Genomic DNA, 14,164 nt, shown 5'->3' with positions numbered 1-14,164 from the left:
TGCGCCACGGACAGGGCCGGATGGCAGAAGGTGGCCACCGACGGGTGCGGAACCAGACCTGGGTCAGGGCCGCGCGGAGGTCACTTGAGGAAGTCAGGGACGTCCAGGTCGTCGTTCTCCTCGAACGTCACCTGGCGCGGTGGCTGAGCGGGACGGGAGGGCTGCTGGGTGGGGAGCTGCTGCGACGGCGGTCCGGACGGCGAGGGCTCGGACGGCGCATGGCTGGCCGACGGACCACCCTGCGGAGCCGTAACCTGAGCCTGAGGGTGAGCCTGCCCCTGGCTCGTTCCGTGCCCTGCAGCTGCCGCCGTGGCGTGCGCAGGAGCCTGGCCCCCCGTCGGTGCCGACTGCGCTGGTGCCTGGAGCGAATGCGACGGGGCCGCGTGCGCGACGGCCGGGACGTGGTTGTTCTGCACCGGTGCCGCGCCCGCGCGCTGGCCGACGATGTGCCCGAGGGCACGGTCGTCCTGACGCTTCGTCGGGCCGCCGCTGTCGAAGCCAGCCGCGATCACCGTGACGCGCACCTCGTCGCCGAGTGCGTCGTCGATGACAGCGCCGAAGATGATGTTGGCTTCCGGGTGGGCCGCCTCCTGGACCAGGCGGGCTGCCTCGTTGATCTCGAAGAGGCCGAGGTCGCTGCCGCCCTGGACCGAGAGCAGCACGCCGTGAGCACCGTCGATGGAGGCTTCGAGAAGCGGGGAGCTGATGGCGAGCTCGGCCGCCTGGACCGCTCGGTCCTCACCGCGAGCCGAGCCGATGCCCATCAGGGCCGAGCCGGCACCCTGCATGACCGACTTCACGTCGGCGAAGTCGAGATTGATCAGGCCAGGGGTCGTGATGAGGTCGGTGATCCCCTGCACGCCGGACAGCAGCACCTGATCCGCGGATCGGAAGGCGTCCATCATCGACACGCTCCGGTCGCTGATGGACAGGAGACGGTCGTTGGGAATGACGATCAGGGTGTCCACGTCCTCGCGGAGTGACCCGATCCCGGCCTCGGCCTGGTTCGCCCGCCGACGGCCCTCGAAGGTGAAGGGGCGGGTCACGACGCCGATCGTCAGGGCCCCCAGCCCACGGGCGATCCGGGCCACGACCGGGGCGCCGCCGGTGCCGGTGCCACCGCCCTCGCCGGCGGTGACGAACACCATGTCGGCGCCCTTGAGGACTTCCTCGATCTCTTCGGCGTGGTCCTCGGCGGCCTTCTTGCCCACCTCAGGGTCGGCGCCCGCCCCGAGGCCGCGCGTCAGCTCGCGCCCGACGTCGAGCTTGACATCGGCGTCACTCATGAGCAACGCCTGCGCATCGGTGTTGATGGCGATGAACTCGACACCCTTGAGGCCGACCTCGATCATGCGGTTGATGGCATTGACCCCACCGCCGCCGATGCCGACGACCTTGATGACGGCCAAGTAGTTCTGCGGTGCTGATGCCACGAGAGTGGGCCTTCCTGGTGGTGTTGCAGGGTGCTGCCTGTGCTGGGCTGTGGTCTGGACGGGCGTGCCCGCATCCGGGAAACCTTAAACGTCGACCTAAAGGTTACGGTTTGGTCACGAGCCTGTGCCCCGACGGTATGCCGTGGGCGAAGGTGGTTCAACCCACGCCCCGGCGTGTCGCCGGGCGATTGTCACGCGCCATTTCTCGCGAGCCGATGTCACCGGGCGATTCCACCACGGCGACTGCCACGGTTCCGCCCGCTGCCCCGTCACCGTCTCACGCTGCCCGACGACGTCACCGGGTCACGGGCGCGTCCGGAACGGTGACGTCAATCGTCTGACCGGGCTCCTTGACGAGGATGGCGACCAGTTTGGCCTTGGTGGCGGCGTCACCCGGCCCACCCCACAGCACCGTCCGGACGCCGCCGGCCACCTCGACCCGGAAGGTGACGCGATCTCCGCCGGAGAGCGAGACGTCGAGGACGCCCTTCCGGAGGCGATGGTCGAGGGCCGAGAGCGCCTGGACCACCGCCCTGATGCCGTCCACGCTCGCTCCCCCTCCCGACGCGGAGACAACCGGGACTGAGGCAGGCGGCCGGTCGACGGTCCGGAAGGCCACTCCCTCGAGGTCGTAGAGCTCCACCTGTCCGGCGCCGAGGCGAACGCCGAGCACCGCGACGCGAGGAGTGACCTCGACGACGAGAGTGTGGGGCAGGCGGCGGGAGACCGAGACACGCACCCACCGGCGGTCCCGCTCCAGCCTTCCCTCCGCCGCGGTGGTGTCCACGCTCAGGAGAGGTACGTCCAGGGGCAGCGCGGCGACCTGCCGGACCATCTTGGCCTGCGCCGCAGAGACACCCCGGACCTCGACCCGCTCGGCAAGCAGAAGCGAGCTGAACCAGCCCAGCCAGACAACCACGCCGAGGGCCGCCAGCGCCGACGTCACCAGCAGAGCCAGGAGCCACGGGCGCCGGCGTGCACGAGCGGCGCGCCGCTCGAAGCGGGCCCGGGCAGACGACAGGCCCGTGCCCGCCTCGTCCGTCGCCCGGGCCCGGGTGAGCAGCCTCATCGGGGCTCCGCGCTCAGGAGCCGAAGGACCTCCGGACCGATCATGGTGACGTCGCCCGCACCCACCGTGAGGACCAGGTCGCCCGCGCGCGCAACCTGGGCGACGACGCTGGGCACCTCGGACCAGGACGGCACGTAGTGGACGTCGGAGCCTCGACCGGTCCTCCGCACCGCGTCGGCGACGAGCTCGCCCGACACGCCCGGGACTGGGTCCTCGCGCGCCGCGTACACGTCCATGACGATGACGACGTCCGCAGGCGCGAGACCCCGACCGAGCTCCACTGCGAAGTCGCGCGTCCGGCTGTAGAGGTGCGGCTGGAAGACGACGATGAGTCGACCGGGTCGCACGACCAGCTGGCTCGCGGTCTCGACCACCGCTGCGACCTTGCCGGCGTTGTGGGCGTAGTCGTCGACGACAACGACGCCGGCAGCCTCACCCTTCGGTTCGAAGCGGCGGCGCGTGCCGGTGAAGGACGCGAGCCCGGCCAGCACACGGTCGGGCTGCTGGCCCAGTCCGTGGACCGCAGCGGTGTAGGCCGCCACGGCGTTGAGGGCGTTGTGTCGACCCGGAATGCCCAAGGTCAGCAGCCGACGCACCCCCTCGTCGAGCACCGTTGCCCCGCTGGTCAGCCCATCCTGCCGATAGTCGCCGAGAGCCACGTCGGCATCGGGCCTGAAGCCATAGGTCAGGACGCGGGTTCCCCGTGCGGTGGCACGCTCCGCGAGAGCCCGTGACCCGGCATCATCAGCGCACGTCACGAGCAGCCCACCGGGCTGGATCGTCGCGACGAGAGCCTCGTAGGCCGCCTGAACCACAGCGAAGCTGCCGTAGAAGTCCAGGTGGTCGGGCTGCACGTTCGTCACGATCGCGACCTCGGGACGGTAGACGATGAACGAGCCATCGCTCTCGTCTGCTTCGACGACGAAGATGTCGTCGGCACCTCGGTGGGCATTGGTGCCGTGACGGGCGAGCTCCCCGCCCACGGCGAACGAGGGGTCCAGGCCACATCCCTGGAGGGCGACCGTCAGGAGCGAGGTCGTCGTCGTCTTGCCGTTGGCTCCGGCCACGGCCACGGGACGCTGCCCGTGCATCAGGCTGCCCAGGCCCTGGGAACGGTGAAGGACCTTGGCACCCCGGGCTCGAGCAGCACGCAGTTCGACGTTGTCGTCCCGGATCGACGACGACATGACGATCGTCTGGGCGGCCTCCTGGTGCAACTCGTCGAATCCGACCCAGACCCGGGCCCCTTCACTGGCGAGGGCCTTGAGGACGGGGACGTCCTTGGCATCGCTGCCCGAGACGGGAACCCCACGAGCCAGCATGATCCGGGCCACCCCGGACATGCCCGCGCCGCCGATGCCGAGGAAGTGCACCGACCCCAGGTCCTCGGCTCGTGGGACCGGAGCGGCGAAGTCGAATCGTGCTCGGGCGAAAGGGTGCTCGACCGAGGGTTCCTGGCTCATCGGCGCGACCTCCATGCTTCGTCGACGAGGTCGGCCAGGGCCTCGTCGGCTGCCCGCTCACCGAGGCCGGCCGCCGCCCGGGCCATACCCGCCAGCCGCTCGCTGTCGTGAGCCAGGGGGATGAGTTGCGTCTGCACCCACACGGACGTCAGCTGCGCATCGTCGACGAGGATCCCCCCACCGGCCGCCACGACGTCGGCGGCGTTGCGGCGCTGCTCACCGTTCCCGATGGGCAGAGGTACGTAGACGGCGGGAAGACCCACCGCGGTGAGCTCCGTCACCGTGTTGGCGCCGGCGCGGGCCACGACGAGATCAGCTGCGGCGTAGGCAAGCTCCATGCGGTCGGCGTAGGGCACGACGACGTAGGGGGCCCCTGCCGGGGGGGTCTCAGGGGTGAAGTCCTTGTCGAGCCCCGTGACATGGAGCACCTGGACGCCGGCTCGGCTGAGCGCCGTCGAGGAGGCGGCGAAGGCGTCGTTGAGCCGCTTGGCGCCGAGCGAGCCACCGGTCACGAGGACCGTGGCGCGGTCCGGCTCGAGCCCGAAGTGCTCGCGCGCGCCCAGCCGGCTCGCCGCGCGGTCGAGCTGGGTGATCTCGCGTCGCAGCGGCATGCCGAGCCGCCGGGCGCCCCGAAGCCGGGTGGCGGGGAAGGTCGTCGCGACGAACGGGGTCCAGTGTGAGCCCAGCCGGTTGGCGAGTCCCGGACGGACGTTCTGCTCGTGGATCACGATCGGAACGTGACGCCGCCGGGCAGCGAGGTAGGCCGGAGTGCTCACGTAGCCGCCGAAGCCGACGACGACCTCAGCAGCGGTGTCGTCGATGGCCTTCCCGGCAGCGTCGACCGCCTCCCGGAGCCGGCCCGGCAGCCTGAGCAGGTCGGCACTGGGCCGGCGTGGCAGGGGGACCTTGGGAACGAATCTCAGGTCCAACCCTCGGGCGGGCACCAGGCGGGCCTCGAGCCCGACCCGGGTGCCCAGGGCCGTCACGACGAGGTCCGGGTGGCGCCGGACCAGGGCATCAGCGAGGGCGAGCAGCGGCGACACATGGCCGGCACTGCCTCCCCCGGCGAGCAGGACGGAGGTGGGCGAGGGCACGAGGATCACCGACTTCTCAAACGGGCAGGACGAGACGGGAGACGCGAGGGCAGGACACTGAGCGTGCGCTTGATCACGCTCGGACGCGCATCGAGAAGGGCTCGGCAACCCGGCTCGTTCCGGGCGAAGGACAGCATCATCCCGAGTGCGAGAAGCGTCGTGACGAGCGAGGAGCCCCCGGCCGAGACCAAGGGCAGCGGTACGCCGACGACGGGCAGCAGGCCGATGACCGAACCGATGTTGATCGTCGCCTGACCGATCAGCCACACCATCACTCCAGCGGAGGCGACCCGGACGAAGCGGTCCTGGGTGCGGGTGACGAGACGATAGCAGGCCCAGGCCAACAGGCCGAAGAGGACGAGGACGAGGAGCGTCCCGGGCAACCCGAGCTCCTCGCCGATGATGGCGAAGATGAAGTCGTTGTGTGCTTCGGACAACCACTTCCACTTCTCCTTGGACCCGCCCAGGCCCACACCCCACCAGCCGCCGTCGGCGAGCGCGTACATCCCATGGACAGACTGGCCGCACCAGCTGTCGGGATCCGACTGGCACGCGGGGTCGAGCCAGTTGCTGATCCGGCTCATGCGGTTGCTGCTCGTGGCGACGAGATAGGCGATGCCGGCGACGACGGCCAGGCTGCCGACGATGAAGAGCCGTTTGGGCGCGCCTGCGACGAACAGCACTCCGGTGACGATGAGACCCATGACGAGTCCCGTCCCGAGGTCCTGCCCGGCGAGGACGAGCGCGAGCACCACCGCAGAGATCGGCAGGACGAAGGGCAGGACGGCGTGCAACCAGTGGCCGACCAGACTTCCCTTGTTCGCGAAGATGGCGCCCCCGGTCAGGACGAGGGCGAGCTTGGCGAACTCGGACGGCTGGACCTGGACCGGCCCGATCGCGAGCCAGTTGAGGTTGCCCCCCTTCGCGACTCCGAGACCCGGTACGAACACGGCCGCCTGGAGGGCCACTGCCCCGATCAGGGCCGACCAGGCGATGCGACGCCACCACCGGACGGGCCACCGGGTAGCCCAGGTAGCCACGACCGCCCCGATGACGGCGAAGAGGAGCTGCTTGGCGAAGACGGTGTAGGAGGCCTCCTTGGCGAGCAGGGATTCCACGCTGGACGCGGAGAAGACCATGATCAGGCCGAAGACGACCAGGGTCGTCGTCACGCCGAGGAGCAGGTAGTACGTCGTCAGCGGCGACTCGAGCTTGCCGAAGTGAAGGATCGGAGGGCCACCGGAGGAGTCGGCGGACGACGCGCGCACGCGAGCCCGTCGGGCGCGGGGTGGGGCCGTGGAGCTGGCCCGCGACCCTGCGGGCGGCTTGGGATCGGAAGTCCCACGCTGCCGAGCCGAGACGGAGCTCACAGGTCTCCCCCGCTCGCCTCCAGGTGGCGCCGCACCGCATCCTCGAAGGCGTCGCCGCGCGCGCCGTAGTTGGTGAACATGTCCATCGAAGCGGCAGCCGGCGCAAGCAGGACGACGTCCCCTGGGTGCGCCAGGCGCGCAGCATGGGTGACGACGAGGTCCATGACCCCAGTGTCGGTGTCGGGGAGGTCGATGACCGGAACATCGGGCGCGTGTCGGGCCAGCGCCTCCGCGATGCGGGCCCGGTCTGCCCCGATGAGCACGACGCCACGAAGCCGCGATGCCACCTCCTCTACGAGGCTGTCCACGTCTGCGCCCTTGAGCAACCCACCGGCGATCCACACGACACTGTCGAAGGAGGTGAGAGCCGCCGCGGCCGCGTGGGTGTTGGTGGCCTTGGAGTCGTTGACCCAGCGCACACCGCGCACGGTGGCCACCTCTGCGATCCGATGCCGGTCGGGTCGGAAGGCGCGTAGGCCGTCGCGAACGGCGAGCGGGCCGACGCCGTAGGCGCGGGCGAGGGCAGCAGCCGCCAGTGCGTTCGCAAGGTAGTGCGGGGCGACCGAGGGCGCATCGCCACGGAGGTCGTCGAGCGTGCAGAGCTCCGCCGCCGACCGTTGGCGCTGCTCCACGAAGGCGCGGTCGGCGAGCACGTCGTCGACGACGCCGATCATCGAGGGGGCGGGGATTCCGGTCGTGAAGCCGACCGCGCGGCACCCCTCGACCACCTCAGCCTCCATCACCAGCTGCTCGGTCTGGATGTCCGCCACGTTGTAGACGCAGGCCAGGTGGGTGTTGTCGTAGATCTTGCCCTTGGCTCGCAGGTACTCGGCGTAGGAGCCGTGCCAGTCGAGGTGGTCCGGGGCCACGTTGAGCACCGCGGAGGCCACCGCCGAGATCGAGCGCTGCCAGTGCAGCTGGAAGCTGGAGAGCTCGACGGCCAGCACGTCGTAGGGCTCGGGGTGCAGGACGGCCTCGAGAATCGGGGTGCCGACATTGCCGGCAGAGGTGGCACGCAGGCCGGAGGCGCGCAGGATCGACGCGAGCATGTTGACGGTCGTCGTCTTGCCGTTGGTACCGGTCACGGTCAGCCAGGGGGCCGCGCCCTCGAGCGGCCGCATCCGCCAGGCGAGCTCGACTTCACCCCAGACGGGCAGACCTCGGGTCGCGGCGGCCAGCATGAGCGGGTCATGGGGCGGCACCCCGGGCGAGGTGATGATCAGCTCGACGTCGTCGGGCGGCTCGTGGACGTGCTCCGCGCCGAGTCGGACGTCGACGCCCAGGATGTCGAGGATCGTGGCCCGCTCGGTGATCACGTCGGTGACGTCCCTCGACACGGCGGTGACCGTGGCGCCACGTTCGGCGAGCGCGTCGGCCGCCGCGAACCCCGAGATGCCGAGGCCGACGACGAGCACCCGGAGCCCGGACCAGTCCGCGTCCCGGTGCGTCAGCCCCGGACGTGGCTCGTAGGCAGGATCGAAGGTCATTGCGTGCCCACCACCCACTCCGCGTAGAAGATGCCGAGACCGAAGGCCACGAAGAGCCCTGCGATGATCCAGAACCGAACGACGACGGTCACCTCGTGCCAGCCGACCATCTCGAAGTGATGGTGGAGCGGGGCCATCCGCAGGACACGTTTGCCGGTGGTCTTGAAGGAGATCACCTGGGCCATCACCGAAAGGGTCTCGAGGACGAAGAGGCCCCCGAGGATGACGATGAGCAGCTGGGTGCGGGTCGTGATGGCCAGGCCTGCGAGGGCGCCCCCGAGGGCCAGCGACCCGGTGTCGCCCATGAAGATCTTCGCCGGGGTCGCGTTCCACCAGAGGAACCCGAAGCAGGCGCCCATCCCCGCCGCGGCGACGAGGGCGAGGTCGTGGGAGTCGCGGACCTCGTAGCACTTGATGCCGGGGTTGATCTGGCAGTTCTGGTTGAAGGTCCAGAGGCTGATGAGGACGTAGGCGCCGAAGACCATTGTGGAGACCCCGGTCGCCAGGCCGTCGAGGCCGTCGGTGAGGTTCACCCCGTTGGAGGTCCCGGCGATCATGAGGTTGGCCCAGATGACGAAGAGGAGCATCCCCACGAGCGTCCCGGCGAAGGCCAGGTTGAGGTTCGTGTCGCGGACGAAGGAGATGAACGGTGACGCGGGGGTCCGGTACTGGTCGTTGGGGAACTGCAGCACGAGGACGGCGAAGATGACCCCGACGAGCGTCTGCCCGAAGAGCTTCTCGCGCGAGCGGAGCCCCAGACTGCGTTGCTTGGAGATCTTGATGAAGTCGTCGAGGAAGCCCACGAGGCCCAGCCCCGCCATGAGGAAGAGGACGAGCACCCCGCTCGCCGTGACCGGCGTCAGCGTGACCAGGTGCGCCACGGCGTAGGCCCCGAGCGTCGAGGCGAGGATGACCGCACCGCCCATCGTCGGCGTACCACGCTTGGTGTGGTGGGTCGTCGGGCCGTCGTCACGGACGAACTGGCCGTAGCTGCGCCGAACCAGGAACTTGATGAAGAGGGGAGTTCCGAGGAGGGAGAAGAGCAGCGAGAACGCGGCGGCCGCGAGGACACCCTTCACTCCTCCACCGTCCCTTCCTGTCGTGCGTGCGGATCGTCGTCGGGCGTCGCCCAGTCTCCGGTGCCGGCGAGCCGGTCACCGAGCCACCGTAGCCCGCTGTCTCGGCTCGACTTCAGCAGAACCACGTCCCCGGGCCGCAGGCGCGACGCGAGGTGGTCGTGGGCGGCGTCGACGTCCGGCACCCAGTCGGGGGCGTCGTAGACCCGAGCCCCGTCGCCCACGGCCACGACGTGGTCGATACCCAGCCCAGCGGCATACGACCCGATGGCGGCGTGCTCCCGCTCCCGGTCCGAGCCCAGCTCGAGCATCTCGCCGAGGACGGCCCACCGCTCCCCCGTCGTGGCGATGGCGGCGAGCGCGTCGAGGGCCGCCCGCATGGAGTCGGGGTTGGCGTTGTAGGCGTCGTTGACGATGACGACGCCGTCCGGGCGTTCGGTGATCTCCATCCGCCAACGGCTCGCCGGGACCGCCCCGGACAGCGCCGCGGCCACCTGGGCGAGCGGCAGGCCGAGCTCCAGCGCCGCCGCGGCGACGGCCAAGGAGTTGCCGACGTGGTGGGCTCCGCTGAGCCGCAGGGACACTCGCGCGCGCCCGCGCGGAGTCACGAGGTCGTATGCCGCTCTGCCCAGCTCATCGAGGATCGTGGCCTCCGCGCGGACCTCCGCCTCAGGCGATTGCCCGACGAGCTGCACCCGTGAGGCGAGCCCCCCAGCCATGGCGGCGACGAGCGGGTCGTCGGCGTTGAGGATGGACAGTCCGCCCGGACGGACTGCGCGAGGGAGCTCGGACTTCGCTGCGGCGATGTTGGCCCGGGACCCGAACTCGCCGACGTGCGCCGTCCCGACGTTGAGGACGATGGCCACGTCGGGCGGCGCGATCCGGGTGAGGTAGTCGATGTGGCCGATCCCCCGGGCCCCCATCTCGGCCACGAGGAAGCGCGTCGTGGGGGTGACCCGGCACACGGTCAGCGGGACGCCGATCTCGCCGTTGAGCGAGTTGACCGGGGCCACCGTCTCGCCGGCGGTCGACAGCACCGCGGCAAGCAGGTCCTTGGTGCTCGTCTTGCCGGACGATCCGGTGATGCCCACGATGCGCAGCTCGGGCGCGCGGTCCACCACACCTCGGGCGACCTGCCCGAAGGCCGTCTGCACGTCGTCCACGACGACCGTCGCCACCCCCTCGACGGGGCGGGAGCCGAGCACGGCCACGGCTCCCGCGGCGACCGCTGCGGGTGCGTAGTCGTGCCCGTCGGCAAACTCTCCGAGGCGCGCCACGTAGAGGCTGCCCGGGACACAGTCGCGTGAGTCGGTGGTGACCACTCCGTCGACGACGACGGACCCCGGGTCGTCACACCCGTGGACCTCGCCGTGCGTCAGGTCGCGGATCTCGGTGAGTGCGAGGGGAATCAACGGATCGTCCTTTCCGCGGCGCGCAGGGCCGTCCGGACGGCCTCCCGGTCGTCGAACGGGTGCTTCACCCCGTTGACCTCCTGTCCCTTCTCGTGGCCCTTGCCGAGCACGACGACGGTATCGGCCCCGTCCGAGCCGGAGCTCCCGCGGAGGGCCATCGCGATGGCCGAGCTGATCGCTCGGGACCTCGCTCCTCCGTCAATGATCTCGCGAGCCACGGCAGACCCGTCCGTGACGGCGCTGCGGGCTCCGGCCAGCACGGTGCGCCGGATCTCGGCCGGGTCCTCCGAGCGTGGGTTGTCATCGGTCACCACGACGATGTCTGCGTGCCGCGCGGCAGCCCGGCCCATCGCCTCGCGCTTGCCGCGGTCGCGGTCACCGCCCGCCCCGAGCACGGCGATGAGGCGACCACGGGTGGACGGCCGGAGGGCCGCCAGCGCGACGTCGATCGCGTCCGGCGTGTGCGCGAAGTCGACGATGCAACGGGGGTCGGTGGTGCCACCGGGAGCGACGACCTCCATGCGTCCCGGCACTGACGGAGGCACCGCCAGCGCGGCCTCGACCCGTGCCGGTTCGTGGCCGAGGGACAGCAGAGCCACCGCGGCGATGGCGGTGTTGGCGACGTTGAAGTCGCCGGGGAGGTGAGATGCCAGCGAGAGCGATCGGTCACCGGATCGGTGGACGAGGTGGAAAGGCTGGCCACTGGCCCCGTCGACGGCGGCGCCGCGGCGCGGGACGACCGACCAGTCGACCTCCGCCCCGGTGCTCGTCGGAGTGGGCTCGCTCGTCGGGGTCGGCAGGGTCGTCAGGGTCGTCACCGGCACGGTGGCCCGGTCGATGAGGCGACGACCCCATTCGTCGTCGACGCACACGACGCCGGAGAGCGAGCGTTCCGGGGTGAACAGGCGGGCCTTTGCGGCGAAGTAGTCCTCCATCGACCCGTGGTAGTCGAGGTGGTCCTGGGACAGGTTGGTGAACAGCGCCACGTCGTAGACCACACCGTCGACCCGGTGCTGGTCGAGGGCGTGGCTCGACACCTCCATGACGCAGGTGTCCGCACCCCGCTCGCGCATGACCGCGAGAAGTGCGTGCACGTCGGTCGCCTCGGGGGTCGTGTGGGACGAGTCGAGGCGCTCCTTGCCGACCCGGGTCTCGATGGTGCCGATCAGCCCGGTGCTGCAGCCGAGCGCACGCAGGGCCGACTCGAGCAGGTAGGCGGTGGTCGTCTTGCCGTTGGTGCCGGTGATCCCGACCATCGTGAGGTCCGCCCCGGGGTCCCCGTAGATCGCTGCGGCCAGCTGCCCCAGGCGCGCTCTCGGGTCGTCGACGACGAGCAGCGGCACCTCGGTCCCCGGCGGAGCCGCGGAGTGCGCGGAGTGCGCGGAGTGCGCGGCGTGCGGGGCGCCGGCCGAGTCCGCTGAACCGGCCTGGCCGCGGATGACCGCGGCGCCGGCAGCGTCGGTGAGGACGGCGACGGCGCCGAGGCGGACCGCGTCCGCGCTGAACTGCGCACCGTGCACGTTGAAGCCCGGCAGGGCTGCATAGAGGTCGCCCGGCAGAACGGTCCGGCTGTCCAGTGACGCGCCGGTGACGCGCAGGTCCGGAACGGGGCCCGCGGCCCCGCTCAGCTCGGCGAGGGCACGCAGGGACACGCCGGACGTCGAGGGCCGGATCAGGTCAGGTGGCACGTCACCCCAACTTACAGGCCGTCGCGACGCGCTCGGGCGTCGCTCAGCACGTCGGGATCATCGGTCGAGAGACGCTTGTCGGCCCACACGTGGTAGTCCAGGGCAGACGGCCTGCTCGGCGGGGTGTTCTCCCGTTCGAGCAGGTAGGTCATCACCTGGTTGAAGACCGGCCCGGCGAGCGCGCCGCCGAACATCCCCGCCTGAGGCTTGTGGATGAACACGGCCACAACATACTTGGGCTTCTCCGCCGGGGCGTAGCCGATGAAGGACGCCGTGAACCCGTTGTACCGCTGGAGCCGCTCGTCGTAGCGGTCGGCCGTTCCCGTCTTGCCGGCGACGCGGTAGCCCTCGATCCGCGCATCGCTCGCCGTCCCGTCCTGGCCGGTGACCTCTTCGAGCATGCGGCTCAGCTGGGTGGCGGTCGGAACCGAGATCACGCGGGACCCCGCCCCCGCCGGCGCGGGGACCAACGTGCCGCTGTCGTTGTAGGTGCCCTCGATGAGCGAGAGCGGCATCCGGATCCCGCCGTTCGCCACGGTCGCGAACACGCTGGCCGCCTGGACCGCGGTCACGGCGTAGCCCTGGCCGAACAGCACGGTGTAGCGCTGGGGGTCGTTCCAGCTGCTCGACTTCTCGAGCGCGCCCTTGGACTCACCGGCGAAGCCGACCTCCGTCCGCTGGCCGACGCCGAAGCTGCGGTACGTCTTCTCCATCTGGGCGGGCGGCACCCGCTCGCCGACCAGGATCGTGCCGATGTTGGACGACTTGGCGATCACCCCGGTTGCCGTCAGGTACTCGGTCTCGTGGTCCTCGTGGTCCTTGAACTTCATTCCGGCCCGGGGCAGCCGGTTGGGCACGATCACGCCCGTGTCGGGAGTGACGACCCCGTGCTCGAGCGCCGCGGCCATCGTCATGAGCTTCCCGGTCGAGCCGGGCTCGAAGGCGTCCTGGAAGGCGTGGTTCCGGAGACTCTCCTTCGTGGCCTTGGACAGGTCGTTCGGGTCGAACGTGGGGTAGCTCGCTGCTGCGCGGATCTTGCCCGTCGCCACCTCGAGCACGACGGCCGTCCCGGTCTCCGCCTTCACCGCGGTCACCTGCTTGGCGAGCGCGTTCTGCGTGTACCACTGGATGTCGGAGTCGATGGTGAGCTTGACGTTGCGGCCGTCGAGTGCGGGCTGGTCGACTCGCTGGGAGCCGGGGATGACGGCGCCGTTCTGTGCACGCTCGGCCACGGTCGTACCGGCCTTGCCGGCGAGCGTTCCGTCCAGCATCAGCTCGATGCCGCCGGCAGCGGTCTGGTCGGTCTGGTTGACGAAGCCGACGAGCTGGCCGAGGGCCATGGAGGTCGGGTAGAGCCGCTTGCTCGTCCGCTCGGCGGCGATCCCGGGAACCCCGAGAGCCTGGATCTGACGCCATTCACCCGGGGTCACGTCCTTCGCGACGATGACGTATCGCGTGTCGGGGGTGGTGAACAGCGTGGTGAGCCGGGCGACGTCGAGCCCGAGCCTCGGCGACAGGTCGGCCGCTGCCTGGTAGACGCCCTGCCAACCGCACTCACCCTTGACCTTGACGTAGCACTGGATCGCCACCGGGTCCGCCGAGACGGTGAAGCGCTCGACGCTGTCGGCGAGCACCTGGCCGTTGGTGTCGAGGATCTGGCCGCGCATGGCCGGCGTGTGCATCTTGATCGAACGCTTCGACAGGGCAGCTGCTTGGGTGGCGGACGCGTCGAAAGCCTGGATCCGCAGCAGCTGCGCCGCGAAGAGGCTGAACACGAAAAGGACCGCGATGAACATCGCCCGGGCCCGACCGCGCGGGTTGGCCGCCGAGACCCGCAGGCGGCGAGGTCGGCGCGGGCCCCTCGGCCCGGCACCTCGCTTGGGAGCCGGTCCCCGGCCGGCTGCCGCCAGCGACGACGACCGCGGTCGCTGCGTCGACCCCTCGGGTGCGGGCCGGCGGCTCGTCCGAGGCGGCTCCGGGCGTCGCGCGGACGTGCGCCCCCGCGTACGCCCTGAAGCACGCCCTTTCGTGCCGACGGAGGCCGCCTTCGGCGCACCTTTCGCGGTGGTCGG

General features: G+C 70.7%; 10 protein-coding genes. All 10 read right to left on the bottom strand.

The genetic code is table 11. The features are described 5' to 3' along the window. Positions 1-80: 80 nt before the first annotated feature. Positions 81-1,433: a cell division protein FtsZ gene (gene ftsZ, locus INTCA_RS07705; protein WP_013492352.1), complete on the bottom strand. Its 1,353-nt coding sequence runs from the start codon at positions 1,431-1,433 to the stop codon at positions 81-83. Between the two features lie 295 nt (positions 1,434-1,728). Further along, positions 1,729-2,502, bottom strand: coding sequence for a cell division protein FtsQ/DivIB (locus tag INTCA_RS07700; protein ID WP_013492351.1), 774 nt, complete (start codon positions 2,500-2,502; stop codon positions 1,729-1,731). Next, positions 2,499-3,965, bottom strand: coding sequence for a UDP-N-acetylmuramate--L-alanine ligase (gene murC, locus INTCA_RS07695; protein WP_013492350.1), 1,467 nt, complete (start codon positions 3,963-3,965; stop codon positions 2,499-2,501). Before murC ends, INTCA_RS07700 begins: the two co-directional genes overlap by 4 nt. Then, positions 3,962-5,068: an undecaprenyldiphospho-muramoylpentapeptide beta-N-acetylglucosaminyltransferase gene (gene murG / locus INTCA_RS07690; RefSeq protein ID WP_013492349.1), complete on the bottom strand. Its 1,107-nt coding sequence runs from the start codon at positions 5,066-5,068 to the stop codon at positions 3,962-3,964. Before murG ends, murC begins: the two co-directional genes overlap by 4 nt. Further along, positions 5,065-6,327 carry a putative lipid II flippase FtsW gene (gene ftsW / locus INTCA_RS07685; RefSeq protein WP_013492348.1) on the bottom strand — a complete coding sequence of 421 codons (1,263 nt, stop codon included), beginning with the start codon at positions 6,325-6,327 and terminating at the stop codon, positions 5,065-5,067. Before ftsW ends, murG begins: the two co-directional genes overlap by 4 nt. Positions 6,328-6,425: 98 nt before the next feature. After that, positions 6,426-7,916, bottom strand: a complete 1,491-nt coding sequence (gene murD / locus INTCA_RS07680) for a UDP-N-acetylmuramoyl-L-alanine--D-glutamate ligase (RefSeq protein WP_013492347.1) — start codon at positions 7,914-7,916, stop codon at positions 6,426-6,428. Beyond that, positions 7,913-8,995 carry a phospho-N-acetylmuramoyl-pentapeptide-transferase gene (mraY, locus tag INTCA_RS07675; protein ID WP_013492346.1) on the bottom strand — a complete coding sequence of 361 codons (1,083 nt, stop codon included), beginning with the start codon at positions 8,993-8,995 and terminating at the stop codon, positions 7,913-7,915. Before mraY ends, murD begins: the two co-directional genes overlap by 4 nt. Next, positions 8,992-10,404 carry a UDP-N-acetylmuramoyl-tripeptide--D-alanyl-D-alanine ligase gene (locus tag INTCA_RS07670; protein ID WP_013492345.1) on the bottom strand — a complete coding sequence of 471 codons (1,413 nt, stop codon included), beginning with the start codon at positions 10,402-10,404 and terminating at the stop codon, positions 8,992-8,994. The genes mraY and INTCA_RS07670 overlap by 4 nt, the downstream gene beginning before the upstream one ends. Further along, positions 10,401-12,092, bottom strand: coding sequence for a UDP-N-acetylmuramoyl-L-alanyl-D-glutamate--2,6-diaminopimelate ligase (locus INTCA_RS07665; RefSeq protein ID WP_013492344.1), 1,692 nt, complete (start codon positions 12,090-12,092; stop codon positions 10,401-10,403). The genes INTCA_RS07670 and INTCA_RS07665 overlap by 4 nt, the downstream gene beginning before the upstream one ends. Positions 12,093-12,103: 11 nt before the next feature. Next, positions 12,104-13,888 (bottom strand): peptidoglycan D,D-transpeptidase FtsI family protein, encoded by a 1,785-nt coding sequence (locus INTCA_RS07660; RefSeq protein WP_052337987.1) that lies wholly within the window; start codon positions 13,886-13,888, stop codon positions 12,104-12,106. Positions 13,889-14,164 lie beyond the last annotated feature (276 nt).

Origin of the sequence: Intrasporangium calvum DSM 43043, from assembly GCF_000184685.1 — a bacterium.
In the GTDB taxonomy this organism is placed as follows: Bacteria; Actinomycetota; Actinomycetes; order Actinomycetales; family Dermatophilaceae; genus Intrasporangium; species Intrasporangium calvum.
This window is presented reverse-complemented; position numbering and strand designations above follow the sequence as displayed.

Excerpts from the sequence above, each read along its gene's own strand:
- INTCA_RS07660 (WP_052337987.1), bottom strand. The coding sequence starts at position 13,888 with ATGTTCATCGCGGTCCTTTTCGTGTTCAGCCTCTTCGCGGCGCAGCTG.
- murD (WP_013492347.1), bottom strand. The coding sequence starts at position 7,916 with ATGACCTTCGATCCTGCCTACGAGCCACGTCCGGGGCTGACGCACCGG.
- murC (WP_013492350.1), bottom strand. The coding sequence starts at position 3,965 with ATGAGCCAGGAACCCTCGGTCGAGCACCCTTTCGCCCGAGCACGATTC.
- INTCA_RS07700 (WP_013492351.1), bottom strand. The coding sequence starts at position 2,502 with ATGAGGCTGCTCACCCGGGCCCGGGCGACGGACGAGGCGGGCACGGGC.